Here is a 25093-nt window from a genome sequence, read left to right on the forward strand (position 1 = left end):
GTCAGCTCACCACTCCGGTCATGACGGCGACGGGTACGGCGATGAATCCCGCGGTCAGCGCCACCGCCAGCAGATTGGCCGTGCCCTTGAGGACGCGTTCGCGGGTGGCGTTGCCCGCTCCGAGGGTCTGCGCGGCGCTCCAGAAGCCGTGCTGGATATGGAGCCCGAGGGCGAGCATCGCGACGAGGTAGATGACGTTCCCGTACCAGGTGGAGAAGGTGTCCACGACGTTCTGGTACGGATGGCCGGCCTGGAAGCCGCCGGAGTGCACCGTGCCGGTGGTCAGATCGAGGATGTGCCAGACGATGAACAGGGCGAGGATGATCCCGCCCCAGCGCATGGTGCGGGTGGCGTACCCGGCGCGGGCCCGCTTGTGGACGTACTTATTGGGGCGGGCGGCCAGATCGCGGCGGCTGAGCTGGTAGGCGCAGACGGCGTGCAGGACGACGGCGACGACGAGCACGACTCGGACGATCCAGAGCGCCCACTCGTAGTGCAGAATCGGTTCGCCAATGGTCCGCAGCCAGTGCGCGTAGCCGTTGAACTCCGGCGGTCCGAAGAAGATCTTGAGATTGCCCAGCATGTGCGCGACCAGATAGCCGAGCATGATCAGGCCGCTCACGGCCATGACCGTCTTTTTTCCGATCGTCGATCCCCAGAGGGTGCGGGTCATGGACGGCCGTTGGTCCGTCCCCCGCGTTGCCAGCGCCATGGACATCACGCTAGGCCGCGCGATGCCGAGAGGTCCAAGACATGGTGCGGCTGATCTCCATAGGCTGTTCCTATCGCGGGTCTACCCTGGCTCCATGCAGTTCCAGCAGCTTCTCTACTTCGTGGCCGTCGCGGAGACCCGGCACTTCACCCGCGCCGCGGAACGGGTCCATGTCTCGCAGCCTTCCCTCTCCCAGCAGATCAGGGCGCTGGAGAAGGAGCTGGGGGCCGAGCTGTTCAGCCGCGCCCGCGGGAATGTCACCCTCACGGACGCGGGCGAGGCGCTCCTGCCGCTCGCCCGGCGCATCCTCGCCGACACCGAGACCGCGCGCGTCGAGGTACAGGAGCTGGTCCAGCTGCGGCGCGGACGGGTCAGGCTGGGGGCGCCGCCGAGCCTGTGCACCGGACTGCTGCCCGACGTCCTGCGCGCCTTCCACGATCTGCACCCGGGTATCGAGCTGCTGATCGAGGAGAGCGGCTCACACGATCTCGTACGGGAGCTGGCACGCGGGGCGCTGGATCTGGCCCTCGTGGTGATGCCGCTGCCGGCCGCGTCGCCCGCGCTGACCACGGTCGAGCTGCTCCACGAGGACCTGGTCGTGGTCTCCTCGGCCGCCGCCCCGGCCCCGCGGCAGCCGGCCAGGATCGCCGATCTGGAGGGCCAGCCGCTGGTGATGTTCCGGCACGGCTACGACCTGCGCGACCTGACGGTGGCCGCGTGCCGGGCCGAGGGGTTCGAGCCGTCGTTCACCGTGGAGGGCGGTGAGATGGACGCCGTCCTCGGTTTCGTACGGGCCGGTCTGGGCGTGGCGGTCGTCCCGAGCATGGTCGCGGCACGGGCACGCGATCTGAGGGTCACCGCCCTGGCCAGGCCGGGGCTGCGCCGTACGATCGCGCTCGCCCACCGCAGCGACGTCGCCCCGCCGCGCGCCGCCAGGGAACTGCAGAAGGTACTGCTGGCCACCCAGCCCGCGGCCCCGGAAGGATCCAGGACCACGGGCAGGGGCAGGCGCGGGGCGACGGGCCGGCGCGCGTCGGACGGAGGCTAGACCGCGTCCGCGAGCGCCAGCGCGTGCAGTTGCTCGGGCGGCCCCGGTCTGGCGTAGTACCAGCCCTGGGCGGTGTCGCAGCCGAGCCGCCGCAGATGCTCCGCCTGCGCTCCGGTCTCCACCCCTTCCACCGTCACGGCCAGTTCCAGGCTGTGCGCGAGCGCGACGATGCCCTCGACGATCTTCAGATCGACCGGGTCCGCCGGATGCTGTTGCATGCCCTGGGTGAAGGAACGGTCCAGTTTGAGGACGCTCACCGGCAGCCTGCGCAGATTCGCCAGGTTCGAGTACCCGGTGCCGAAGTCGTCGAGCGCGATGTCCACACCCATCTCGGCGAGCTGGCGCAGCGGCTTGAGCAGATCCTCGTCCGCGCCGATCAGCGCCGACTCGGTGACCTCCAGGCAGAGCGCGCCCGGCGGGAGACCGATCCGCTCGAGCACCTCCACCGTGTCGGCGACGAGCCCGGGGTGGTGCAGCTGGGTCGGCGACAGGTTCACATTGATCCGCAGCGGTCCGCCGACCGCGCCCTCGGGCAGCTGGCTCTGCCAGAACATGGCCTGCCGTACGGACTGTTCCAGCACCCAGCGGCCGAGCGGCACGATCAGTCCGGTGTGCTCGGCGAGCGGGATGAACCGGTCGGGGCCCAGGACGCCGTGCTGCGGATGGGACCAGCGCACCAGCGCCTCCGCGCCGTGCACCGATCCGTCGTCCAGGTGCACGAGCGGCTGGTACTCGATGAAGAACTCGCCGCGCTCCAGGGCCGCCGGCAGCGCCGTGGTCAGTCCGTGCCGGGTGATGGCGCGGGCGTCGGCCTCCGGATCGGCCACCTCGTACCGGTTGCCGCCCGCGGCCTTGGCCCGGTACATGGTGATGTCCGCGCTGCGCAGCACCTCCGCGGGGCTCCGCCCGGCGGAGGGCCCCTCCACGATGCCGATGCTGCCCCGGACCGTGAACTCCCGTCCTTCGAGCCGGATCGGAGCGGCCAGTACGTGAAGGATCCGGGAGGCGAGGTCGGCCACGCCCCGCTGGGTGTCGGGGCCGGTGGTCAGCGCCACGAACTCGTCGCCGCCCAGCCTGGCCACCATCTCGCCCGGCGCGGTGGCGCAGCTCTGGAGCCGGTCCGCGACCTCGACCAGCAGCCGGTCCCCCGACGAGTGGCCCAGGCTGTCGTTGATCGCCTTGAAGCCGTCGAGGTCGAGATAGCAGAGGCCGAAGCGACCGCCGCCGCCCGCCGAGAGCGTCTTCTCCAGACGCTCGAAGAACAGCGTCCGGTTGGGCAGTCCGGTCAGCGCGTCGTGCGTGGCCTCGTACCGCAGCCGCAGGTTGAGCAGCCGCCGCTCGGTGGTGTCCTCCATCAGCGCCAGCTGATACTGCGGGGCGCCCTCGGCGTCCCGGAGCAGCGAGAGGGTCAGATTGGTCCAGAGCACCGTGCCGTCGTTGCGGTAGAACGGCTTCTCGGTCCGGAAGTGCTCGCGCTCGCCGCGCACCAACTCGTCGTAGAGGCGCCAGACATGGGCCGAGTCCTCGGGATGGACCCACTCGCTCACATTGCGGCTGCGGACATGGTGTTCGAGTCCGCCGAACATCTGGGTGAGGGTGTCATTGACCTCCAGCACATTGCCTTCGAGATCGGCGATGCCGATACCGATGGCCGCGCCCTCGAACACCGCGTGGAACCGGGCCTGCGTGGCGTGCAGCGCGTCCTGGGCGTCGTTGCGGGCGGCGAGCGCCGAGCGGGCGATGGCCTCCTGCTCGCTCAGGGTGCGCTCGCGCAGTGCCTGGGCGAAGCCGGCGGCGAGGGAGTGCTGGAGGCGGGCGCAGCGGGCGCGGTTGTCCTCCGCGGTCAGCTCCTCCGTACCGCAGTACAGCACCAGGTAGGAGTCGATGACGCCGAGCGTACGGCCGAGGGCCTCGGGGTCCGTGCAGTGCGCCGCCACGAGGGCGGTGCCGACGCGGGTGGCGGGCGCGGTGTCGAAGGGGTGCGCGTGCAGCGCCTCCTGCAACTCCCGGGCCAGCGGCAGCAGATGCGTTTCGAACTCGGGGCGCGTCAGGGACGTGGCCGTCGCCGGGAAGATCGCCCGGCTCCAGATCGTCGCGAAGCGCCGGAGTCTGTCTTCCAGGCCGTCCGGTTCACTCTCGGCGGCCGATGACTGCGAGGGCACCATCACGCCTTGCGTCCCACTCCGCCGAAGCCCGAGAAGGCGTACGGGTCCTCCTGGTCGGCGGGGCTGTCGGGCCGCCAGTGCGGCATGGACACCAGACCGGGCGCGACCATCTCGAAGCCGTCGAAGAACCGGGCGGTCTGCTCGCGCGTACGCATGATCAGCGGGTTGCGGATGTCCTTGTAGACGGCGACCGCGGCGCCCGTCTGCTCCTGCGGGAGCGGTACGCCGTCGTACGAGGCGTGCGTGAGGACGAGCAGGCTGCCGGGCGCGAGCGCGTCGCGCAGCTCGGCCACCGCGCCGTACGGGTCGTCCTCGTCCTCCAGGAAGTGCAGGACGAAGACGAGCAGCAGCGCCACGGGCCGGTCCAGGTCCAGCAGCCCGCGTGCCTCCGGGCTGTCGAGGATCTTCCCGGGTTCGCGGAGATCGGCGCTCACGATGGCAGCGTTGTCGTTGCCGTCGAGAACGGCCTGGCTGTGGGCGACGGCGACCGGGTCGTGATCGACATAGAGCACTCTGGCGTCGGGGTTGCCGGCCTGGGCGACCTCATGAACATTTCCGTAGGTCGGAATGCCGGATCCGATGTCGAGGAACTGTGTAACGCCCTCATCCCGTGCGAATTTGACCGCGCGACGCATGAACGCGCGGTTCGTCTTCATGATCGTGGGAAGTCCCGGCATGAACCCCATTGCCTTGCGGGCCGCTTCCCTGTCCACCTCGAAATTGTGCGAACCGCCCAAATAGTAGTCGTAAATGCGGGAAACGCTCGGCATCGATATGTCGATGCCCTGCGGTGCCCAGGCGGGACGCTCCATCGATGTCTCCAACAAGTCGCCACGGGATGCGGCCAAGGTACACGGCCGGTTGTTCGAGCCGAGGCTACTGATCGCCCGCCAAGAGAGCGAGCCCAAACGGAAATTAGCGATCCGTTCTTGGTCACACGCCGCTGGCACGTGCGTTCGGTCCGCCGTCGCACGGAGCGGTGCGACGGCGGACCGACCGGCCGGAGACGCGCGGCGTGGGGACTACTTGGGCGCTCCGACCAGCTTGGAATCCGGGGAAACCGCGAACCAGGTGCCGCCAACGCCCTGACCATTGGTATCGCCCGGCTTTGTGTCACCGGCGAAGGTGTAGATCGGCCAGCAGTCGATGCTCTGCTGCTTGATTCCGTCGGGCCTGTCGAAGGTCACGAAGCCCTTCTTGATGATCCCCTCGGTGTCATTCTTGTCGACGGGGGCGACGACCGGCCACTTCTCCAGACAGGCCCCGGTGCAGGCCGACTTCATCGGCCAGGCGGAGTCCTTCGTGAACCGATAGACCGTCATTCCCTTCGAATCCACCACAATGTCACCGAGTTTGGGGTCCTTGCGGACCGAAAGCCCGGGAAGCTCGGCGGGGGTGACGTCCGCGCCGGAGCCGGAGCCCGCGCCGGCCACCGCGGCCTTCTTGCCGTCGGGGGCCGAGGCGAACCAGGTGCCGCCCACACCCTGGCCGTTGGCGTCGCCGGGGCTGGTGTCCTTGGCGTACCGGTACATCGGCCAGCCGTCGACGGTGAGTTGCTTGGTGCCGTCGGCGCGGGTGATCTCGCCGAGCAGCGTGGCGTCGGTGCCCGCCGCGGCCTTGGCGTCACCCGCGGCCACCACCGGCCAGGCCTTGACGCAGTCGCCCTCGCAGTTCGACTTGGGCGGGCTCGCCGTGTCCTTGTCGAAGCGGTAGAGCGTGAACCCCTCACTGTCGGTGAGGACCTTGCCGAGCTTCTTGCTGTCCCACACGGCGAGTTGGCCGGCCGGCTTGGCCGCCGCCGCGCCCGCCGCACCCGTATCGGATCCGTATCCGGTGTCCGCCCCGTATCCGGCGTCGGCCGGCTTGGCGGCGCCGACGGACTGGCCGTTGGTGGTGGTCCCCTGCTCCTGACCGCACGCCGTCGTCAGGGCCAGTACGGCCACCGCGGTCACCGCGAGCGAGGCGTTCCGCCAGGTGTTCATGTCAACTCCCGTTATCTGTAGGCCAGTTGAGGCGCCTGGTTGCGCTGCTCATGGTCCTAAGTACGGAGCGGGGGCGGCCTCGCGTTCAACGCGGCAGGAAAAAACTTCCGCGGCGCAAGACCAAAGCCGCCACATCCCCCTATTCGAGGGAATTCGAGCGGCTTTCCGCGTGCCGCGGCCGGAGGCGGAACAAACTCCTGCCCGTGTATGGATCACTCGTCGGACGGCTGCTCGCGGCCGCCGTACTCATATCCCTGTCGGCGGTCCCGCTGCCCGCTGTGGCCGGCAGCTGCGCCTACGCGTCCCTCGGGACGGGTGGTCCCGGCAGCCCGTCAGGAGCCGTCGCCGTGGCCGGTGGCGGCCACTGCCGGCCGACTCCCACCCCGACGCCTCCCCCGCCGCCCGAGCCACCACCCTGGCCCACCAAGCCGCCCAAGCCCACCAAGCCACCGAAACCCTCCAAGCCACCCAAGCCGCCCAAGCCGTCGAAACCACCGAAACCGCCGAAGCCCACCCCTCCGGCGCCGCCCACACCCCCGGCGCCGCCGCCCCGGCCGTCACCGCCCCCGCCCCCACCGGTCCCCAGCGTCGTACCGGCGCCCGCGCCTGCCGTCCGGCAGCCCCGGCCCGCACCGCCGCCGCCCGCACCGCCGCCGCCCGCGCCGGAGCCACCGGCCCCGCGCCCCCCGCGGCCCTCGCCCACCCCGTCGGCGGCACCCACGCCGTCCTCGGTGGCAGTGCCCGCCTACCGGAAGGCGACCCGTGACCAGCCGAGGAGGGGCCCCTCCCCCGTTCTGCTGATGCTCCTGATCACGGCCCCGGCCGTGCTCGCCGTAGCCGTCCTGCGTCCCCGCTCCCGCTGAACCACGGAGATCTCATGTCGGAATGGCTCGTTCTGAGCATCGCGATGGCCGCCGCCTGCGCGGTCGTCCTGACCATCGTCGTCATCAACAACCGCCGCGTCCGTGAGGACGACGACCCCTCCGAGACCCCCGATGTCATGGACTACATGACGATGATGATCGGCGTGATCTACGCGATCGTGCTGGGTCTCGCGATCGCCGGTGTCTGGGAGGGCCGCAGCGCGGCACAGGAGTCCGTACGCCAGGAGGCCCAGGCGCTGCACGAGGTCCGGCAGCGGGTCCAGGTCTACCCCGCCGAGGTACGGGACCGGATCCGCGCCGATGTCGACGCCTATGTCACCTACGTCGTCCGCGACGAGTGGCCGCACATGTCCGAGCACGAGGCTCTGAGCGCGAAGGGCACCCGGCTCTTCGACCGGATCCGCACGGACGTCACGCAGTACGCGCCCAGGACCGATCTGGAGGGACAGGCCTACCAGCCGCTGGTCGACCAGGTGGCCGCCGCCGACGACGCCAGGGGCGCGCGGGGGCAGAACGCGGGCGCCACCATGCCGGGGGTCGTCTGGTTCGGCCTCATCATCGGCGCCGTGGTCACGGTGGGGCTGATCTTCGTCCTCCAGATCCGCCGTACGTTCCGCGAGTTGCTGCTGGCAGGGCTGTTCAGCGTACTGATCTCGTTCCTGCTCTTCCTCATCTGGGACTTCGACGCCCCCTACGGCCGCGGGATCAGCGCGACCGCGGCGCCCTTCCTCGATCTGTTTCCGCAGATCGGGTCCTGAGGGAAGACCGGTCCCGAGGGGGTACGGGTGTCCGCCGCCCGGGGGACACCCGTGCCCCATTCGCCCGTCAGCGATCGCGGCTGTGATAACGCGCTCCTAGCGTTTCCGGCATCGAGGTGCATTCCCTGCCTTATGTGGAAACGGTTCCGCAGCTGCTCCTCGGGGACCCGGAGGATTCACCATGCGCGCGATACGTGCCGCGTCCGCCGCTCTGCTGGCAGTGTCCGCACTCGTACTGACCGCCCCCACCGCGACGGCCGCCGTCGACGGCGGAAACGCGCCGTTCGGATTCACCGTCACGCCCTCCACGGTCGCGGCGGGGGGCAGGGTGACCCTCTCCGTCACCAACTGCGGTACGACCGCCACCGCCTCCTCCGGGGTCTTCGACACGGTGAACATCGCCTCGGGCCGGTCGGCCACCGCCACGGTCGACTGGGACGCCAAAGCCGGTGCCACGTATCAGGTGACCTTCACCTGCAACGGCCAGTCGGGGACGACCAGCCTCCGGATCTCGGGCGCCACGCGGAACCCGACACCGGCTCCGACGGTCACCCGTACAGCGGCTGCCACCGTCGTACCGGGAGGCGTCCGAGGAGGTCTCGGCGGCAGTGTCGGCGGGATCAACACCACAGAACTCGTCGCCGGTACGGCGCTGGTGGTCGCGGCGGCCACCGGCACGATCTACGCCGTACGCCGACGCGCGGAGGGCCGTAAGCACTGATCACCGGCGGCGCCCGGACACCCGGGCGCCACCGGGCGTCCCCGTCGCGCGACGTCACACGGCGTCACACGACATCCCGGTGAAGTCACATGAAAAGGCCCCCGCCCCGAGTCCTCGGTCAGGACTCGGGGCGACGGGCGTTCGGGGCCCCGCGGACCCCCGGTGGAGGCTGCCGGGAGAAGGGCGCCCGGTCAGATCCCCACACCGGCCGGCCCGCGACGGCGCGCGAGGAACAGCGAACCGCCGACGGCCGCCGTGGCGACGAGCCCGCCGCCGAGGGCCATCTCGGTGGAACTGGGGCCGATGGATCCGCCGAGCCCGCCCAGCGCGCCCCGCCCCTCCAGCACCCGGAACTGGTGGGTCGCGACCCGGTCGTTGTCACTGCACCTGACGGCCAGGTTGTAGTTGCCGGGGGTGGCGTCGTCATGGATCCGGGCCCTCGCCGTGGAGTGCCCCGACGCGTTCACGGACAGCTCGGCCCGCCGGAAGGCGTTGGACGTGACGGTGCCTCCGTGGCCGCAGCCCCGGGCGCTGATCTCGATCGTGCTGCCCTGGTGGACCTCGAACGGATTGATCGTGACATTGGTCGGACCGTTGGTGGCGACGGCCAGCGGAGCGGAGAGCGCCACGGCCGCGCAGGCGGTGGCGGTCACCGCCAGAGCGCGTGATGCACGCATCGTTGAACCTCCAGCGGAAGGCGCCCCAAAGCGGTGCTCCGGGAGATTCGACGAGTACGCCCTCCATGACGAACCCTCACCGGGCTCCCGCGGTACCGCATTTCGGCGCTGGTCCACCTCGGTGAGCCGACACGCCGTCAGGAGGACGCCCGTCCGATGGATCCGCAGGTCACAGACCGTCAGAGATTTTACGTTCCGGTTGCTCGGATGGGTCAGCCGTCACGGCTCGCGCCACCCGTTCGCCCTCCAGTGATCGCCTCCGGGTTGCGACGCACTTACCGTGCCTGCAGGCGTCCACGAAGGGAGAACTATGCGCATGAACCACAACGCCCCGGAGTCGAGGAAGCGCTCGCCCTGGGGTGTTCTGGCTCTCGTCATGCTCACCGGCATCGCGATGATGCGCAACGGGGTGGACGTACCGCTGGGACCGCCGCAGCCCGCGGCGGCCGCCGCGCTGGACAGCGTGCCCGACCCGGCGGCGGCCGCCTCCACCAGCGACTCGGAACCGGACGTGAGGCCGCTGCCGTACGCGCCGATGTCCCGGGTACGGATCCCGGCTCTCCGGGTCGACGCGCCGGTCGTGGACGTGGGCCTCGACCCGGACGGCTGGATCGCCGCCCCGCCGCCCCGCGATCCGAATCTGGCGGGCTGGTACCAGAACGGCATCGCGCCCGGCCAGCGGGGCACCGCCGTGGTCGTCGGCCATGTCGACAACCGATCGGGGCCCGCGGTCTTCTTCGGTCTCGGCTCACTGGAGAAGGGCGAGCACGTCGAGGTGGAGCGCTTCGACGGCAGGACGGCGGTGTTCGAGATCTACGGGGTGGAGGTGTACTCGAAGAACGACTTCCCCGCGGCCCGGGTCTACGGCGACTCCGGCCATGCCGAACTGCGGGTGATCACCTGCGGGGGCGGCTTCTCGAAGGCGAACGGATACGACGGCAATGTCGTCGTCTTCGCCCGGCTGGTCAGAACCCGCTGACCAGCCGGGGGCGGCCGGGAAGTCTCATCTGTGGGGCACGGCGATGCGGTACCCGGCGTCCAGCAACTGGGGCAGATAGCGGCGCAGCGCCGCCACGCTCTGCGAACGGTCGCCGCCCGCGTCATGGTTGAGGACGACGACCCCCGGCCCGGCGCCGTTCAGCACTCTGCGGACGATGCTGTCGGTGCCGGGGGTCTCCCAGTCGAGGGAGTCAACGGTCCAGGCGAGCGGCTCCATACCCATCTCGGACCCGATCTCGAAGGCGTACCGGTTCCAGGCACCGTAGGGCGCGCGGTACCAGAGGGGCGGGGTGCCCAGGATGTCCTCGACCACCTGGCTCGTGCGCCCCATCTCGTCGCGGATCTGCGACGGTCTGAGCCCGGTCATCAGCGGATGCGACCAGGTGTGGTTGCAGATGATGTGGCCGTCGTCGTCGGCCTCCCGCAGCAGGTCGGGGTTGGCGTCGGCCATCTCGCCGCAGACGAAGAACATCGCGCGTACGTCGTAGTCGCGCAGGGTGCGCAGGATGCCGGGGGTGTAGTCGGGGTGGGGCCCGTCGTCAAAGGTGAGGACCATCGAGTGGCCCAGTTCCGGCATCTCCAGGATGGGCGCCTTGCGTACCGGCGGCAGGGGTCTGCGGTAGCCGGGCTGTGCGCCCTCCGTCATGGGCTGGAGCCGGTACGCGGAGGGTTTGAGCGGGGCACTCGCCCTGTTCGCCGCCTGTGCTCCACCCGCCGGGGGCGGCGGGGTGGGGCTGCCGGGTGTCTGGGCCTGTCCCGCTGTCAGCAGCCGGGTGGTGAGCGCGGCGCCGAGGCAGGCGGCGATCCGCAGGACCGCACGGCGCCCCGGAATCATCTGATCCTTTTTCATGACCAATGGCTCGCACGGTGGATGCTCCGTGCCGCTCACCAACACCGGTTATCCGGGGGAAAGTACCCGATGGGGTGAGCCATGAAGGGAACACGGCACCGGTGGGCCGACGCCAGGGGCAGTGTCTCACGAATGGCCGGAGGGCCCGGACACACCGGGGAGCGGGCGGCCCGGGGCCGGTCCGCTCCCCGGCCGGGCGCCCGGCTCTCCGACGCGGGCTCACGGCACGTGCCGACCTGCTCCTGGCCGGACCGTGGTCAGCGCTCCGGGGAGACCGCCGCCGGTCCGTTCGCCGGAAGCGGATACTCTGCGTGCCGTGACTCAGCAGCCCACTCAATTCGAACGTGGTACCGACGGCCCGAAGGTGATCGTCGTCGGCGTGGACGGTTCGCAGTCCTCGTTCCGCGCCGCCGCGTACGCCGGCGGCCTCGCACGGCGCCAGAACGCCCTGCTCGCCATCGTCTACGTACAGCCCGTCATGCCGGCCGGCGCCGTCCTCGGCGCCCCGGTCGCGGAGACGACCGGGGAGATCGCCGAGGGTCTGGTGGAGGAGATCCGGGTGGCCGTGGAACGGGTCAAGGACGTCTGGGACGTCCGGTGGGAGTTCCACACCTTCCACGGGGACCCGTACAGCGGACTCGTCACGGCGGCCGACGAGCTGAAGGCGGATGCCGTGGTGGTGGGGGCCTCGGAGTCGGCGGGGCACCGGATCATCGGCTCGGTGGCGGTACGGCTGGTCAAGGCGGGCCGCTGGCCGGTGACGGTCGTCCCGTAGGGCAGGTCACGAAGGTCCCGTCCGGTCCGCGCCGTACGGGCTCTGTCCGCGCCGTACGGGTTCTGTCCGCCCGTCCTCCCTCCCGGCGCCGCCCTTCCGCCGTCCCTCTCAGCGGCCCACGGTGAGGCCGTCCTTCGCCGCGCCCCGGCTCAGGACCGCCTCGCTGATCTCCGACTGGATCTCGCGGTAGTCGTCCCGCTCGGAATCGCCCCGTACCGCCGCCGGCAGATTGACCACGCGGCCGGTGTCGAGGTCCCACATCTGCGGGATGAACTCGGCCTTCCGCACCGGCCAGCGCTCCCCCGGCGTCGCGGGCGGCGCGAAGGTGAACCTGCCGATCGAGCCGTGGTTGCCCCGTGCGTCCAGCTCGCCGTCGTCGTTGGTCATCGTCCCGGCGATCTGGTCGCCCATTCCGTAGATGACCCAGGTGCCGTTCACCTTCTCGTACGGCTGCGGGACATGCGCGTGGGTGCCGAGGATCAGATCGATGTCGGGGCGCCCGCCGGTGCGCGACGCGGTGAGTTTCCTGCCCAGGCTCAGCTGCTGCTCGTCGGGGTCCGTCTGCCACTCGGTGCCCCAGTGCAGGCTGATCACAACGACATCGGCGCCCGCCTTACGCGCGGCGCGGGCATCCGCGATGATCTTCCGCTCGTCGATGAGGCCGACGGCCCAGGGCCGCCCGTCGGGAAGGTCGTAGTCGTTGGTGCCGAAGGTGTACGCCAGCTGCGCCACCTTGGCGCCGCCCGCCGTCAGCAGGGCGGGGCGCGCGGCCTCCGCCGCCGAGCGGGCCGTACCGGCGTGCCGTACGCCCGCCTTGTCGAAGGCGTCGAGGGTCCGCTGCACCCCGTCGGCCCCGTCGTCCAGGCTGTGGTTCGAGGCGGTGGAGCAGGAGTCGTAGCCGGTGGCCCGCAGACCGGCGGGGATCTCCGGCGGGGAGACGAAGGCCGGATAGCCGCTGTACGAGCCGTCCTTCTCGCCGAACACGGTCTCCATGTGGCAGATCGCCACATCGGCGCCGGAGACCACCGGCTTCACGCTGTCGAGCATCGGCCCGAAGTCATAGCCCTCGCCGTCCGCGTCGGCGCTCGCCCGGTCGATGACGGAGTCGTGCGGCAGCACGTCCCCGGAGGCGACGAGCGTGAAGCCGCGCCGCTGCGACGCGGAGCCGCCCGCGGCGGAAGGTGCCGCGGAACCGCCCGCCGCGGCGGATGCCGCGGAGCCGGGCCGCGGCGGGCCGTGCGGGACCGGGGCGTCGGGCCGCTCGGGACCGGTACAGGCCGCCGCGGTTCCGATGAGCAGCGCCGCAGCGGCCACCGCTCCCTGTCGCATGCGCTTCGTCATCGGGCAGGCTCCATTTTCCGGGGGATACCGTCCCAACGAATCCATATATTCATATAAATGGATGTCAAGTGACCAAGCCGATAGAGCACGCGAAAGGGGCCAAACGCCACCGCCCGACCGTTCACCGCACCACTCGCCGCAGTGAGCGACCGCTCGTCGCAGACCTTGGTGCGCTGTCTGTCCCTCGGCGTCGCCATGCGTTCGGATACGCCAGGCGGCAACGGAGCCGCGTACGACGGCGACCCCGGCGGGAAGGGCGTTCACGATGACCACAGCCATGGCCGAGGAGAGGACCGACGAGCGGGCACTGACGGAGCTTCAGCGCGAACACGGACCGGCCCTGCTGAACTTTCTGCTGGGCCTGACCTACGGCGACCGGCAGCGCGCCGAGGATCTGCTCCAGGAGACACTGGTCCGCGCCTGGCAGCATCCCGAGGCGTTCGACGGGCCCTTCGAGTCCATGCGGCCCTGGCTGTTCACCGTCGGCCGCAGGCTGGCCATCGACGCCCGCAGATCCCGGCTGGCGCGGCCCACGGAGGTCAGCGACGTGATCCTCGCCGCCACGCCCGATCCCGAGGACCGCACCGAATCCACGGTCGCGGTGCTCGACGTACGCAAAGCGGTACGCACGCTGAGCCGCGAGCACCGCGAGGTGCTGACCCAGATCTACTTCCGCGGGCTGAGCGTGAACGAGGCGGCGGGGGTGCTCGGGATTCCGCCCGGCACGGTCAAGTCCCGTTCGTACTACGCGCTGCGCGCGCTGGCCCGTTCACTGCCCGGCTACAGCGCGCCAGGGTTCCGCACGCCCGGTCACAGCGCGCCCGGCTACCGCAGATCGTCCTCGTCCAGCAGCGCCAGTGACGACGGCGCGTCGGCCACTTCCAGATAGGCCGCGCCGCACGGGCCGCACTCCGCCAGATGGTCCGCGACCCGCCGGTCCTCCTCGGGTGCGAGCGCTTCGAGCACGTAGGCACCCAGGAGCGACCGCACATGCGGGCCGGAATCGTCCGCTCCACCGTCGGACGCGTCCCCCTCGGCCACACCCGTCACAATCCTCTCCCGTCCGCCGACCGATCCTGCCTTTCTGGCCACGCGGGGCGGCCACCGCCGGTTCAATGCTCCGTGAAGCTGGCTTCGGGGGAAGAAAGGAAGGCGGAAAAGCGATGCGTCCGGAATGTACCGAAGGGGCGGGTGGTGGGGGCCTCCTGGTGCCCATGGCGTGGATGTACGCGGAGTACATCGCCGACGAACTGTTGCGCACCGGTGATCTGATGCCGCCGACGACGCTCGAATACCGGGCGGGGCGGGACGCGCTGGCCCTGACCATCTTCCTCTCCGACAGCTCGGTGGGCGGCCCGCGCGTGGTCGCCAGAATGGAGGAGTGGCGCTCCCTCACGGCGTACGGGACGTGCTGGCGCGAATGGGTCTGCGGGCGGATCGACCGGCTGGAGGCGGCCGCGTTCGAGACCGGCCGGGAGACCCGGGATCCGGATCTGGAGCTGGCGGGCGCGGCCTGGCGGTGGCTGGAGGAGACGGAGCTGCTGGCGCCTGATCTCGATGCCGTGGGCCCGTCGTACGACGATCCGTTCCCGATCGGCGAGGCGGAGGGTCCCCAGGTCTGGACCCCGGCCTGGCAGCTCGGACTGCCGCTCGGCCATCTGGCGATCCATCTGTTCTGACCGGCCGCTGTTCCGATCGGCGGCTGCTTCGACCGGCGGCTGTCCGACCAGCGGCTGTTCCGGCCGCGCACGGGGGCGCGGCGCTCAGGTGCCGTGCACGCCCGCGCGGTACTTGGGGATCCGTACCGTGATCTTCGTACCCGCACCCACGCCCGTCTCGATGACCAGGCCGTACTCGTCCCCGTAGACCTGGCGCAGCCGCTCGTCCACATTGAGCAGTCCGATCCCGGTGGACGCGCCGCCCTCGCCGCGCAGGATCCGGCGCAGCCGGTCCGGTTCCATACCGACCCCGTCGTCCTCGATCACCACCTCGGCCTCGGCGCCCGCGTCCAGCGCGCTGATGGTGATCCGGCTCGTGGTGACGGCCCCTTCGAGGCCGTGTTTGACGGCGTTCTCGACGAGCGGCTGAAGGCAGAGGAACGGCATCGCCACCGGCAGGACCTCCGGGGCGACCTGGAGCGTGACCGAGAGCCGGTCACCGAACCGGGCCCGGACGAGCGCCAGATACTGGTCGATGGAGTGCAGCTCGTCGGCGAGCGTGGTGAAGTCGCCGTGCCTGCGGAACGAGTAGCGGGTGAAGTCGGCGAATTCCAGCAGGAGTTCCCTGGCCCGCTCGGGGTCCGTACGGACGAACGAGGCGATGGCGGCGAGGGAGTTGAAGATGAAGTGCGGGGAGATCTGGGCCCGCAGCGCCTTGATCTCGGCCTCGATCAGCCGGGTGCGGGAGCGGTCCAGCTCGGCCAGTTCCAGCTGTACGGAGACCCAGCGGGCCACCTCACCGGCCGCCCTGGCCAGGACCGCGGACTCGCGCGGCGCATAGGCGACCAGGGTGCCGAGGACCCGGTGGTCGACGGTCAGCGGTACGGCCACGCCCCAGCGCAGCGGGCAGTCGAGATCGCCGCAGCCACTGGCGAAGGCGGTACCGCGGCCACTGGCGAGGAGCCCCTCGACCTGCGCCATGACCTGCTGGTCGTGGTGCTCGCCCGACCCGTCCCAGGCGAGCACCCGCTCCCGGTCGGTGAGGCAGAGCGCGTCGGTGCCGAGCAGGGAGCGCAGCCGGCGGGCGGCCTTGCGGGCGCTCTCCTCGGTGAGACCGGCCCGTAGCGGGGGCGCGGCGAGCGAGGCGGTGTGCAGCGTCTCGAAGGTGGCGCGCTCCACGGGGGTGCCGACATCACTGGTCCGCTCGGGGCGCGCGGTACGCCGGCCGAGGACAAAGCCGCCCGCGAGGAGCAGCGGACCGAGCACGATCAGTACGGCGAGTGCGTATCCGCTCATCGGGCGCCGCCGGTTCCGGTGACATCTCCCGTGACCGTTCCGCCACTCGTCGCGCCGGGGCTCGCACTCGCGCTCGCGCTCGCCGTGTGGCCGCGGGACATCAGAGCCTCCGGCAGATGGAACCGCGTCATCGCCGCGTTGGTGCCGGGCGGTATCCGGCCGCGCGTGGCCAGCGACACCAGGATCATCGCGAGGAAGCCGACGGGCACCGACCAGACGGCGGGCCAGGCGAGCAGCGCGTGCGGCCAGCCCGACCGTACGGCGCCGCTCACCGTGATCACCGTGGCGGCGAACGCCAGACCGCCGCCGAGCAGCAGTCCCGCGATCGCGCCGGGCGGAGTGAGCCGCCGCCACCAGATGCCCAGCACCAGCAGCGGACAGAACGACGACGCGGAGACCGCGAAGGCCATGCCCACCGAGTCGGCCACCGGCATCCCGCTGACCAGCAGCGACCCGCCCAGCGGTACGGCCATGGCGAGCGGGGTGGCCAGCCGGAAGTGACGTACGCCCCGCGAGGGAAGGACATCCTGGGTGAGGACCCCCGCGACGGCCATGGTCAGCCCCGAGGCGGTGGAGAGGAACGCGGCGAAGGCGCCGCCCGCCACCAGCGCGCCGAGCAGATCACCGCCGAGCCCGCCGATCGCCCGCTCCGGCAGCAGCAGTACGGCGGCGTCGGCGTCCGTACCGTAGGGGAGTTCGGGGACATAGAGCCGGCCCAGCGCGCCGTAGACGGGCGGCAGCAGATAGAACGCGCCGACCAGCGCCAGGACGATCACGGTGGTGCGGCGGGCGGCCCGGCCGTTGGGGCTGGTGTAGAAGCGGACGACGACATGGGGCAGCCCCATCGTGCCGAGGAAGGTCGCCACGATCAGGCCGTAGGTCGCGTACAGCGGATGGTCCGCGCGGCCGGTGACGGCCGCCGTGAGATCGAGGTCGACGCGCGGGCGTCCGTCGCCCTGCCAGGCCAGCAGCAGGAAGAGCGCGGGCACGAGCAGCGCGGTGAGCTTGAGCCAGTACTGGAACGCCTGGACGAAGGTGATGCTGCGCATCCCGCCCGCCGCGACCGCCACCACCACGACGAGGGCGACCAGCACCCCGCCGAACCAGTCGGGCGCGCCGGTGAGGATCTTCAGCGTCAGCCCCGCGCCTTGGAGTTGGGGTACGAGATAGAGCCAGCCCGCACCGACCACGAACACACTCACCAGTCGGCGCACCGCACGCGATTCGAGCCGGCCCTCGGCGAAGTCGGGGAGGGTGTACGCGCCGGAGCGCCGCAGCGGGGCGGCGACGAAGAGCAGCAGGACGAGATAGCCGGCGGTATAGCCGACCGGGTACCAGAGCATGTCGGGGCCGTGCAGCAGCACCAGGCCCGCGACGCCGAGGAAGGAGGCGGCGGAGAGGTACTCGCCGCTGATCGCGGCGGCGTTCAGCGCGGGCCGTACCGTCCGGGAGGCCACGTAGAAATCGGAGGTCGTACGGGATATCCGCAGCCCGAAGCCGCCGACGAGGACGGTCGCGAGCACGACCACGGTGACCGCGGTCACCGTATAACTCTGGCTCACGGAACGGGCCGGCCCTTCACGAGCCGGGCGAAGTCGCGTTCGTTGCGCTCCGCGCGCCGTACATACCACCAGGCGAGCAGGGTGAGCAGCGGATACGCGGCGAAGCCGAGCACCACCCAGACCGCCGTCGCGTCGCGCAGGGTGGCGAAGGCGAGCGGCAGCGTGCCCGCGACCAGCGCGAGCAGCGCGAACGCGGTGATCCCCGCCCGTAGTTGACTGCGCATCAGGGAGCGGACATAGGCGTCGCCGAGCGCGGTCTGCTCCTCGATCTCGGCCTGGGCGCGGTAGCGCGGCAGGGGGCGTACACGACGCGGCTCACCCGTGACCACCTCGCGCCGGGGCGCCGGATGCCGGGACGCGGGCTCCGCCGTCATGTCCGTCCCCCTTTCGCTCTCGTTCTCTCCGGCTCTCCGCCCGCCCGGCCATGTCCATATGTATGTCCGGACCAGGCCCGGAGCGGTGCTCGGGCCCGGAGTGTACGCAGCGCGGCGATCCCGGGGGAAGCCCCTGGTCAGCGGCCACCCTGTCGCATCAGTAGATCGCGCAGGGCGCGGGCGTGACGCCTGCTGACGGCGAGCTCGGCGTCGCCGACGCGGACACTCATCGCGCCCGCGTCGAGCCGTAGCTCGTCGATCCGGGCCAGGGCCACGAGATGGCGGCGGTGGATCCGTACGAAGCCGCGGGCCCGCCAGCGCTCCTCCAGCGTGGTGAGGGGGATACGGACCAGATGGCTGCCGGTGTCGGTGTGCAGCCGCGCGTAGTCGCCCTGCGCCTCCGCGTAGGCGATGTCGTCGACGGCGACGAAGCGCATCACTCCGCCCAGTTCGACGGCTATCTGATCGGCGGCGGGGGCGGAGACCGGCCCGCGCTCCCCCACCAGTTCGGCGACCCGGCGTACCGCCTCGGCGAGCCGCTCCCTGCGGACCGGCTTCAGGACGTAGTCGACGGCCTTCAGATCGAAGGCCTGGACGGCGAAGCCCTCATGGGCGGTGACGAAGACGATCAGCGGCGGCTCGGCGAAGCCGGCCAGCAGCCGGGCGACATCGAGCCCGGTCAGCCCGGCCATATGGATGTCGAGGAAGACCACATCGATGGCGGCGGGGTCGTCGGGGCCCGCGTCGAGCGCCGCGCCGATCCGCCGCAGCGCCTCCGTCGCGCTGGTGGCGCCCTCCGCGCCACGGATCCGCGGGTCGGCCCTGAGCAGGTACAGCAGCTCCTCGAGCGCCGGTTCTTCGTCGTCCACAGCCAGTACACGCAGCATGACGCCGGAGTGTAGGCGGTGCCCCGCGCACAAGGACTCCCCCGGCTTGAGTCATTCCGCGTTCCGCTGCGTAACAGACAGCATGCGGACCTTGGACCTCCATCGTGATGCCGGCGCTTACTCACTGGGCGTGCTCGACGCCGCGGACGCCTTCCGGTTCGAGGACCATCTGACGGACTGTCCGCGCTGTTCGGAGCTGCTGGCCGAATTCGGCTCCGTGAAGGAGCAGTTGGACGCGTACGCGCGGCGCACCCCCGCCGGGACGGCGCCGTACACCGCCGCGGGGCCGGAGCTGCTGGCCGGGCTGCTCGGCCGTACCGCCGCGCGGCGGCGCCGGGACCGCGGACGGCGGCTCGCGCTGGTGGCCGCGGCGGTGGTGCTCGCGGTGGGCGGTCCGCTCGCCGTCCTCGCCGTGGTCCCCCGGGCGGACCCTGGCACACCGGTGACCGCCCGGTGGACCGCGTCGGACCGGTCGACGGGCACGGCGGCGGTGGTGACGGCGGCGGAGAAGGCGTGGGGGGCGGATATCGGCCTTGAGCTGGTCCGGTCCGGTGACTCCGGCTCCTGCGCCCTGATCGCGGTGGGCCGGGACGGGTCGAGGGAGACCGTGACGTCGTGGGCGGCGCGGGCCGGCGGCTCCATGCCGCTGGTGACGCGGGGCGGTGCGGCGCTGCGGCCCGGCGAGATCGACCACTTCGAGGTCCGTGCGTCGGACGGCCGCCGTGTGATGACCATCGGCGGGCGGTGACGGGCCGGCCGGTGAGCGCGCGGCGGGCGGCGGGCCGCTCTCTCACTTGAGCAGGCGGGACATCCTGCGGTCGGCGAGCGGTTTTCCGCCCGTCTGGCAGGTCGGGCAGTACTGGAGCGAGGAGTCGCTGAAGGAGACCTGGCGGATCGTGTCGCCGCAGACGGGACAGGATTCACCGGTACGGCCGTGTACCCGCAGCCCGCTCTTCTTCTCCGCCTTGAGCCGCCCTGCCGCCACCCCGCGCGAGCGTGCGACGGCCTCGCGCAGCGTGTCGCGCAGCGCCTCGTAGAGGGTCGTGATCTCGGCCTCGGAGAGGTTCTTCACCGGCTTGAACGGCGACATCCTCGCCACGTGCAGGATCTCGTCGCTGTAGGCGTTGCCGATGCCCGCGATCAGGCGCTGGTCGCGCAGCGCGCCCTTGATCTGCCGGTTCTCACCGGCGAGGAGCCGGGCGAAGGCGGCCCGGTCGAAGGAGTCGTCGAGCGGATCGGGGCCGAGGCGCGCGATCCCGGGGACATCCGCGGGATCGCGTACGAGATGCACGGCGAGGCGCTTGGTGGTGCCGGCCTCGGTGAGATCGAACCCGTCTCCCCCGCCGAGAACGGCGCGCAGCGCGAGCGGTCCCTTGCCCGGCCGAGGGGGCGCGGCCGGGAAGGAGTCCTTCCAACGGAGCCAGCCCGCGCGGGCGAGATGGATGGCGAGATGCAGTTCGCCGTCCCCGGCATCACGCGCGACGATGTCGAGATACTTGCCGTGGCGGGCGATCGCGGTGACCGTGGCGCCCTCCAGTGCGGAGAGAGGCGGATCGTATGTTTTGAGCACGCTGATGGCCAGTGGCAGGACACGGACGATCTCCCTGCCCACCAGCCGGCCGTCGAGAAACTCTCGCAGCGCTTCGACTTCGGGTACTTCCGGCATGCGTCCAGGGTGCCGCAGGGGCTGGGTGAACGCCCGGTGGGCCGGTTGTGGGTTCCACGACCGGACAGGACCTAATCCGTCCGCCGGATCGTTCATGGAAGAGCCCCGCCAGAGGTGCCCCGGGCAGCCCCCGGGCTCCCGCCGTCGGAAGGAAGGCCCCCGTGTCCGTACGCGATCGCCGAGCCGGCGTCCAGCCCGCCCTCGTTCTCGACAGAACCGCCGCGCGGCCCCGCGCCGTCGTCCTGGTGCTGCACGGCGGGCGCGAGGAGGGCGTGGCGCCGCCCGCCCGGCTGAGTCTGCCCGGCGCCCGGATGTGGCCGTTCACCCGCGCGGTGCTCCGGGCCACCGACGGGTACGACGTCGTGGTGGGCCGGGTGCGCTACCGCTGCCGGGGCTGGAACGGCAGCCGGGCCGACGCGGCGCGCGACACCCGCCGGGCGCTCGATGAGCTGGAGCCTCTGGTCGGCCCCGTGCCCGTCGTGCTCGTGGGGCACTCGATGGGCGGCCGTGCCGCCCTGGCCGCCGCCGGGCACGACCTGGTCAGCGGGGTGGTGGGGCTCGCGCCCTGGTGTCCGCCCGACGAGCCGGTGGCGCAGCTGGCGGGCACCAGGACGGTGCTGCTGCACGGCGACCGTGACCGGGTCACGGATCCGCGCGGCAGCCTCGACCTGGCCGCCCGCGCGCGTGCGGCGGGCGCCGAGGCGTGTGCCGTACTGCTGCCGGGCGGTGATCACGCGATGCTGCGCCGCGCGCGTGTCTGGCACACCCTGGCCACCCACTCGGTCACCGCGCTGCTGGGCATGGAGCCCTTCCCCGGCCCGGTGCGCCATGCCTTCCCCGAGCCGGCCGAGGACGGCATCGATCCGGTTCAGAGGGCGTAGACGCGCCGCGCGGTGTCCCGGAAGACCGCGTCGCGCTCGTCCTCGCCGAGCCCGTCGGTCAGGGTGCGCGCCGCGTCGAGAACCTCTCCGTACGTGGCGGCCAGCCGGCACACCGGCCAGTCGGAGCCGAACATCAGCCGTTCGGGCCCGAAGGCGTCGAGGACGGTGTCGGCGTACGGGCGCAGTCCCTCGGCCGTCCAGGAGTCCCAGGCGGCCTCGGTTACCATCCCGGAGAGCTTGCAGACGGTGTTCGGCCGCGCGGCCAGCTCCCTGACCAGGCCCGCCCACGGCTCTGTCGCGCCCGCGGCGATCGGCGGCTTGCCGAGGTGGTCGAGGACGAACGTGAGACCGGGCAGCAGATCGGCGGCCTTCGCGGCGGCGGGCAGCTGGTGCTCCAGGATGACCAGGTCGTACACGAGTCCCGCGGCGGCGACGGCGGCCAGACCGCGTCGTACGTCCGGGCGCAGCAGCCACTCCGGGTCGGGCTCCCCCTGCACCTGATGGCGTATCCCCACGAGCCGGTCGCCGCCGGGCAGCTCGCGCAGTGCGGCGAGCGTGTCGGCGACCCCGGGCGCGGTGAGATCGGTCCAGCCGACGACGCCCGCGACGAGATCGCTGCCGTCGGCGGCGGCGAGGAACTCGGGGGTCTCCTCGGGGACCCCGATGGTCTGGACGAGCACGGTCGCGGACACCCCGGCGGCCCGGGTCTCGGCGGCCAGGTCCGCGAGGGTGAAGTTCCGGCGGATGGGGGCCATGGCGGGGCCGGTGATCCAGTCCTGGTCGCGTACGGACAGATCCCAGAGGTGGTGGTGCGCGTCGATGACGCCCGGCGGTGTCATGGCAGCTCCCAGACGACGGGCAGACCGGCTCCGGCGCCGGCCGCGGAGTAGTCGTGCACGACGTCCAGCAGCTCGGCCATCCTGGCCTGCCAGGCGACATTGACCGGAAGCTGGTCCAGCTCGGCGAGCAGACGGGGGTAGTCCTCGCACTCCAGCAGATGGAAGAGATCGGTACCGCTGCGCCAGATCGTCCAGGAGGTGGCGCCCGCGGCGCGGATCGCGGCGGTGAGCTCGGCGGGCACCTCGCGGTGCGCCGCCTCGTACTCCCCGACCCGGTCGGCGCGGACCTTGGTGTGCAGGGCGACCCTCATGACAGCACTCCGTCCTCGGTCAGTGGTCCCCCGGGCCGTGGCCCTTCGGTCAGCAGCCCTTCCGCGCGCAGTTCGGCCCACAGGTCGTCGGGGACGGTACGGGCGGCCAGGCCGGCCGCGTCGCGTACCTCCGCCGCGGAACGGGCGCCGACGAGCACGCTGGCGACGGCCGGATGGCGCGACGGGTAGTGCAGGGCCGCGGCCCGCAGGGGCACTCCGTACCGCCGGGCGACGGCGTCCATCCGCAGGGCCCGGTCGAGCAGTTCGGGCGGGGCCGCGGTGTAGTCGTATGTCGCGCCGGGGCGCGGGTCGGCGAGCAGGCCGGAGTTGAAGACCCCGCCGGCGACCACGCTCCTGCCGCGCGCGAGGGCCTCGGGCAGCAGCGCCGTGAGCGCCGACTGGTCGAGCAGGGTGAAGCGGCCGGCGCACAGCACGACATCGGCGTCGGTGTCGCGGAGGAAGCGGGTGAGCATCGCCGTCTGGTTCATCCCGGCGCCGATCGCCCCGACGACCCCTTCGTCGCGCAGCCGCTCCAGCGCCGGATACGCCTGCCGGAAGGCTTCCTCCGCGTGGTCGTCGGGATCGTGCAGATAGACGATGTCGATCCGGTCCACGCCGAGCCGCCGGAGGCTGTCCTCGATGGAGCGGCGTACGCCGTCCCCGCTGAAGTCCCAGACGCGGCGGTGCGTGGCGGGTACGGCGAAGCCGTGGGCGAGATCGTCGCCGAGGGGTCCGGCGCCGGACACGGGGTCGAGCAGCCGGCCCACTTTGGTGGAGAGGGTGTACGCGGCGCGCGGCCGGTCGCGCAGCGCCTCGCCGAGCCGCCGCTCGGAGAGCCCCAGGCCGTAGTGCGGCGCGGTGTCGAAGTAGCGGATGCCCGCGTCCCAGGCGGCGTCCACCGCCGCGGCGGCCTGCTCGGGTTCGACGGGGGTGTAGAGATTGCCGATCCCGGCCGCGCCGAAGGACAGTCCGGTCACCCCGACCGTTCCGTGTCCGAGCGTGGTGTGCCGCATACCGCTGCCGCCTCCCGATGTAGCGCCTGCCGGCCGCACCGGCCGATGCCGAGAGCGACCGGGATGCCGATCACGATGAAATATTCATCGGATGACTGGACGCGTCAACACCCATGAGGCAGCAATCTCCGAGGAGTTCGTACCCAGCTGTCCGATCTCTCGGGGCTTCGCGGGACCGCTGCCGGGCTGCGGGGAGCTGTGCGGAGCTACGTGCGGGCCGCTCGGGCGGGGCCGGCGGAGCGGATCCGGCCGCCCGGCCCGGTGACCCGCAGCAGTTCCCGCAGTTCCTCGGTCATCCCGCGCGCCAGCCGGTCGAGGTCCGGCACGGCCTTGCCGTCGGCGACCAGCCCCACATGCACCTTCCCGCCGTAGGTGGAGAGCGCCACCGCCAGGGACTGTCCGCGGGCGAGCGGCGCCATCGGATACACCTCGCGCAGCGGGCAGCCGCCCAGCGAGAGTGTGGAGCGCGGCAGCGGGACGCTCGTCACCAGGATGTCGAAGAGCATTCTGGCCGCGCTGCCGGCGAGGGGCGCCCCCAGCCGGTGGGCGAGGGGCGGCAGTTGGTCCGCGAGGACGGCTACCGCGCCGGCCCCGCGCGAGGGGCCGCCGGTCTTGTTGCGGTCCATGCCCAGGCGTACGGCGGCCAGCCTGGCCCGCGGGTCGGCCTCCGCCACCGGCAGGCCGAGGAGATAGGCGGAGAGCCGGTTGCCCGACCCGGAGGGACCGCCCGGCCTGCGCCGGGTGACCGGTACGAGCGCGCGCGGCGCGGTGGCGGGCAGCGGTTCGCCCCGTTCGAGCATCCAGCGCCGCAGCGCGCCGGTCACGGTCGCGAGGAGGACGTCGTTGGCCGTGCCGCCCGCGGCCCTGCGGATCCGCTGGACGTCCTCCAGATCGAGCAGGGCGGTGGCCAGCCGCCGTGTCCCGCTGGATCCGGCGGTGAGCGCGGGCATACCGCGCGGGTCGAGCCGGCTGGCCCGTACGACCGAGGCGCCGATGCCGACCGCCCGGCCCAGCTCCTCGATCCGGCCTCTGGCCAGCCCGGCGACCTGCCAGGGGCCGGGAAGCCAGGACCGGGGCGGCACCGGGCGCGTCCGGCGGTCCCCGGCCGCCCGCGCGTCGGCGATCTGGTCGAAGATGCCGGCGCCGATGGCGACGGCGCGCATGCCGTCGGCCAGCGCGTGGTGCAGCTTCACCAGGACGGCGAAGGGACGGCCACCGTCCGCCGCCACCAGCGCCCCGCCACCACCACTGCCGTCTTCCGGCGTCAGGACGTACATCTCCCACGGCGGAATGCCGCGTTCCAGCGGACGTTCCATCAGCTCCCCGGCCAGCCGCGCCGCCTCCGTCGCGAACTCCCCCTCCGGCAGCGGCAGTCGGCGCACATGCCGGCGTACGTCGAATTCCTTGTGCACCGCCCAGGCCGCGCCGCCGACCGGCAGCCAGACGTCCCGTACCCGCATCCTGAGCCGGGGAATGGCAGCGGCGCGCGCGGCGAGCAGTTCCCGCACGCCCGCTCCGCCGGCCGTGCCGGGTGCCGCGGTGAAGACCGCGAGCGCGCCGAGATGCATGGGATGGTCCGCGGATTCGAGATGCCAGAAGGCCAGATCGAGAGGTGCCAGCAGCTCGGTGGTCAAGGGAACCCCAGGTCCTAGAAGGCGAGGTACGGCGACGGACTCAGTCCATCGCCTTTGTCC

The 25093-nt window shown here is 71.8% G+C and carries 26 protein-coding genes; 9 read left to right on the forward strand and 17 right to left on the reverse strand.

The window, feature by feature from the left end:
- Position 1: 1 nt before the first annotated feature.
- Positions 2-712, reverse strand: a complete 711-nt coding sequence (locus ACIOGX_RS22260) for a succinate dehydrogenase (RefSeq protein WP_356507825.1) — start codon at positions 710-712, stop codon at positions 2-4.
- Positions 713-806: 94 nt separating this feature from the next.
- Here ACIOGX_RS22260 and ACIOGX_RS22265 point away from each other — a divergent pair, with 94 nt between their 5' ends.
- The gene (locus tag ACIOGX_RS22265) at positions 807-1760 is read left to right on the forward strand and encodes a LysR family transcriptional regulator (RefSeq protein ID WP_401915526.1); all 954 of its coding nucleotides are present in this window, start codon (positions 807-809) and stop codon (positions 1758-1760) included.
- On the opposite strand, the gene ACIOGX_RS22270 is transcribed toward ACIOGX_RS22265, so the two are convergent.
- The 3 genes from ACIOGX_RS22270 to ACIOGX_RS22280 form a co-directional block, all read right to left on the reverse strand.
- Positions 1757-3925: a putative bifunctional diguanylate cyclase/phosphodiesterase gene (locus ACIOGX_RS22270; RefSeq protein ID WP_383970858.1), complete on the reverse strand. Its 2169-nt coding sequence runs from the start codon at positions 3923-3925 to the stop codon at positions 1757-1759. The two genes, ACIOGX_RS22265 and ACIOGX_RS22270, sit on opposite strands and share 4 nt — an antisense overlap.
- Positions 3925-4737, reverse strand: a complete 813-nt coding sequence (locus ACIOGX_RS22275; RefSeq protein ID WP_383970861.1) for an SAM-dependent methyltransferase — start codon at positions 4735-4737, stop codon at positions 3925-3927. Before ACIOGX_RS22275 ends, ACIOGX_RS22270 begins: the two co-directional genes overlap by 1 nt.
- 210 nt (positions 4738-4947) lie before the next feature.
- On the reverse strand, positions 4948-5907 hold the full coding sequence (locus ACIOGX_RS22280) for an SCO0930 family lipoprotein (RefSeq protein ID WP_401915528.1): 960 nt from the start codon (positions 5905-5907) through the stop codon (positions 4948-4950).
- A gap of 877 nt (positions 5908-6784) precedes the next feature.
- Between ACIOGX_RS22280 and ACIOGX_RS22285 the strand changes: the two genes are divergently transcribed.
- Both ACIOGX_RS22285 and ACIOGX_RS22290 read left to right on the forward strand, forming a co-directional pair.
- The gene (locus ACIOGX_RS22285; RefSeq protein ID WP_356507835.1) at positions 6785-7549 is read left to right on the forward strand and encodes a hypothetical protein; all 765 of its coding nucleotides are present in this window, start codon (positions 6785-6787) and stop codon (positions 7547-7549) included.
- A gap of 181 nt (positions 7550-7730) precedes the next feature.
- Entirely contained in the window at positions 7731-8270 is a 540-nt protein-coding gene (locus ACIOGX_RS22290; RefSeq protein WP_401915530.1) for a hypothetical protein, read from the forward strand.
- A 191-nt stretch (positions 8271-8461) separates the two neighbouring features.
- On the opposite strand, the gene ACIOGX_RS22295 is transcribed toward ACIOGX_RS22290, so the two are convergent.
- Positions 8462-8947 carry a hypothetical protein gene (locus ACIOGX_RS22295; RefSeq protein ID WP_129768503.1) on the reverse strand — a complete coding sequence of 162 codons (486 nt, stop codon included), beginning with the start codon at positions 8945-8947 and terminating at the stop codon, positions 8462-8464.
- 310 nt (positions 8948-9257) lie between these two features.
- On the opposite strand from ACIOGX_RS22295, the gene ACIOGX_RS22300 reads away from it, so the two are divergent.
- Complete coding sequence (locus ACIOGX_RS22300; protein WP_356507838.1) at positions 9258-9926, forward strand: class F sortase; 669 nt, start codon at positions 9258-9260, stop codon at positions 9924-9926.
- Positions 9927-9950: 24 nt separating this feature from the next.
- Here ACIOGX_RS22300 and ACIOGX_RS22305 read toward each other — a convergent pair whose 3' ends face one another.
- Positions 9951-10796 carry a polysaccharide deacetylase family protein gene (locus tag ACIOGX_RS22305; RefSeq protein WP_356507840.1) on the reverse strand — a complete coding sequence of 282 codons (846 nt, stop codon included), beginning with the start codon at positions 10794-10796 and terminating at the stop codon, positions 9951-9953.
- Positions 10797-11112: 316 nt separating this feature from the next.
- Between ACIOGX_RS22305 and ACIOGX_RS22310 the strand changes: the two genes are divergently transcribed.
- The gene (locus ACIOGX_RS22310) at positions 11113-11571 is read left to right on the forward strand and encodes a universal stress protein (RefSeq protein ID WP_129768500.1); all 459 of its coding nucleotides are present in this window, start codon (positions 11113-11115) and stop codon (positions 11569-11571) included.
- 108 nt (positions 11572-11679) lie between these two features.
- On the opposite strand, the gene ACIOGX_RS22315 is transcribed toward ACIOGX_RS22310, so the two are convergent.
- Positions 11680-12912, reverse strand: a complete 1233-nt coding sequence (locus ACIOGX_RS22315) for a CapA family protein (protein ID WP_383970872.1) — start codon at positions 12910-12912, stop codon at positions 11680-11682.
- Between the two features lie 277 nt (positions 12913-13189).
- On the opposite strand from ACIOGX_RS22315, the gene ACIOGX_RS22320 reads away from it, so the two are divergent.
- Positions 13190-13801 (forward strand): sigma-70 family RNA polymerase sigma factor, encoded by a 612-nt coding sequence (locus ACIOGX_RS22320; protein ID WP_383970950.1) that lies wholly within the window; start codon positions 13190-13192, stop codon positions 13799-13801.
- Here ACIOGX_RS22320 and ACIOGX_RS22325 read toward each other — a convergent pair.
- Entirely contained in the window at positions 13738-13953 is a 216-nt protein-coding gene (locus ACIOGX_RS22325; RefSeq protein WP_356507844.1) for a zf-HC2 domain-containing protein, read from the reverse strand. The two genes, ACIOGX_RS22320 and ACIOGX_RS22325, sit on opposite strands and share 64 nt — an antisense overlap.
- 122 nt (positions 13954-14075) lie before the next feature.
- Here ACIOGX_RS22325 and ACIOGX_RS22330 point away from each other — a divergent pair, with 122 nt between their 5' ends.
- Positions 14076-14591, forward strand: coding sequence for a hypothetical protein (locus ACIOGX_RS22330; protein WP_401761711.1), 516 nt, complete (start codon positions 14076-14078; stop codon positions 14589-14591).
- 84 nt (positions 14592-14675) lie between these two features.
- Here ACIOGX_RS22330 and ACIOGX_RS22335 read toward each other — a convergent pair whose 3' ends face one another.
- From ACIOGX_RS22335 to ACIOGX_RS22350, 4 genes are all read right to left on the reverse strand, one after another.
- Entirely contained in the window at positions 14676-15866 is a 1191-nt protein-coding gene (locus tag ACIOGX_RS22335; RefSeq protein ID WP_356507847.1) for a histidine kinase, read from the reverse strand.
- A complete protein-coding gene (locus ACIOGX_RS22340) occupies positions 15863-17428 on the reverse strand; it encodes a cation acetate symporter (RefSeq protein ID WP_401915537.1) in 1566 nt (521 codons plus the stop codon). The genes ACIOGX_RS22335 and ACIOGX_RS22340 overlap by 4 nt, the downstream gene beginning before the upstream one ends.
- Complete coding sequence (locus ACIOGX_RS22345; protein WP_356507851.1) at positions 17425-17802, reverse strand: hypothetical protein; 378 nt, start codon at positions 17800-17802, stop codon at positions 17425-17427. Before ACIOGX_RS22345 ends, ACIOGX_RS22340 begins: the two co-directional genes overlap by 4 nt.
- Before the next feature lie 137 nt (positions 17803-17939).
- Entirely contained in the window at positions 17940-18689 is a 750-nt protein-coding gene (locus ACIOGX_RS22350; protein ID WP_030349341.1) for a LytTR family DNA-binding domain-containing protein, read from the reverse strand.
- A gap of 82 nt (positions 18690-18771) precedes the next feature.
- On the opposite strand from ACIOGX_RS22350, the gene ACIOGX_RS22355 reads away from it, so the two are divergent.
- On the forward strand, positions 18772-19437 hold the full coding sequence (locus ACIOGX_RS22355) for a hypothetical protein (protein WP_401915541.1): 666 nt from the start codon (positions 18772-18774) through the stop codon (positions 19435-19437).
- A gap of 42 nt (positions 19438-19479) precedes the next feature.
- Here ACIOGX_RS22355 and ACIOGX_RS22360 read toward each other — a convergent pair whose 3' ends face one another.
- Positions 19480-20355, reverse strand: a complete 876-nt coding sequence (locus ACIOGX_RS22360) for an Fpg/Nei family DNA glycosylase (protein WP_387013356.1) — start codon at positions 20353-20355, stop codon at positions 19480-19482.
- Between the two features lie 161 nt (positions 20356-20516).
- On the opposite strand from ACIOGX_RS22360, the gene ACIOGX_RS22365 reads away from it, so the two are divergent.
- On the forward strand, positions 20517-21236 hold the full coding sequence (locus ACIOGX_RS22365; RefSeq protein WP_356507858.1) for an alpha/beta fold hydrolase: 720 nt from the start codon (positions 20517-20519) through the stop codon (positions 21234-21236).
- Here ACIOGX_RS22365 and ACIOGX_RS22370 read toward each other — a convergent pair.
- The 4 genes from ACIOGX_RS22370 to ACIOGX_RS22385 form a co-directional block, all read right to left on the reverse strand.
- Entirely contained in the window at positions 21224-22075 is an 852-nt protein-coding gene (locus ACIOGX_RS22370) for an amidohydrolase family protein (RefSeq protein WP_356507860.1), read from the reverse strand. The two genes, ACIOGX_RS22365 and ACIOGX_RS22370, sit on opposite strands and share 13 nt — an antisense overlap.
- Positions 22072-22386 carry an L-rhamnose mutarotase gene (locus ACIOGX_RS22375; RefSeq protein WP_356507862.1) on the reverse strand — a complete coding sequence of 105 codons (315 nt, stop codon included), beginning with the start codon at positions 22384-22386 and terminating at the stop codon, positions 22072-22074. The genes ACIOGX_RS22370 and ACIOGX_RS22375 overlap by 4 nt, the downstream gene beginning before the upstream one ends.
- Entirely contained in the window at positions 22383-23399 is a 1017-nt protein-coding gene (locus ACIOGX_RS22380) for an aldo/keto reductase (protein WP_383970893.1), read from the reverse strand. The genes ACIOGX_RS22375 and ACIOGX_RS22380 overlap by 4 nt, the downstream gene beginning before the upstream one ends.
- A gap of 206 nt (positions 23400-23605) precedes the next feature.
- Positions 23606-25033 carry a wax ester/triacylglycerol synthase family O-acyltransferase gene (locus ACIOGX_RS22385; RefSeq protein WP_356507866.1) on the reverse strand — a complete coding sequence of 476 codons (1428 nt, stop codon included), beginning with the start codon at positions 25031-25033 and terminating at the stop codon, positions 23606-23608.
- Positions 25034-25093 lie beyond the last annotated feature (60 nt).

The organism is Streptomyces sp. NPDC088147 (assembly GCF_044741565.1).
In the GTDB taxonomy this organism is placed as follows: Bacteria; Actinomycetota; Actinomycetes; order Streptomycetales; family Streptomycetaceae; genus Streptomyces.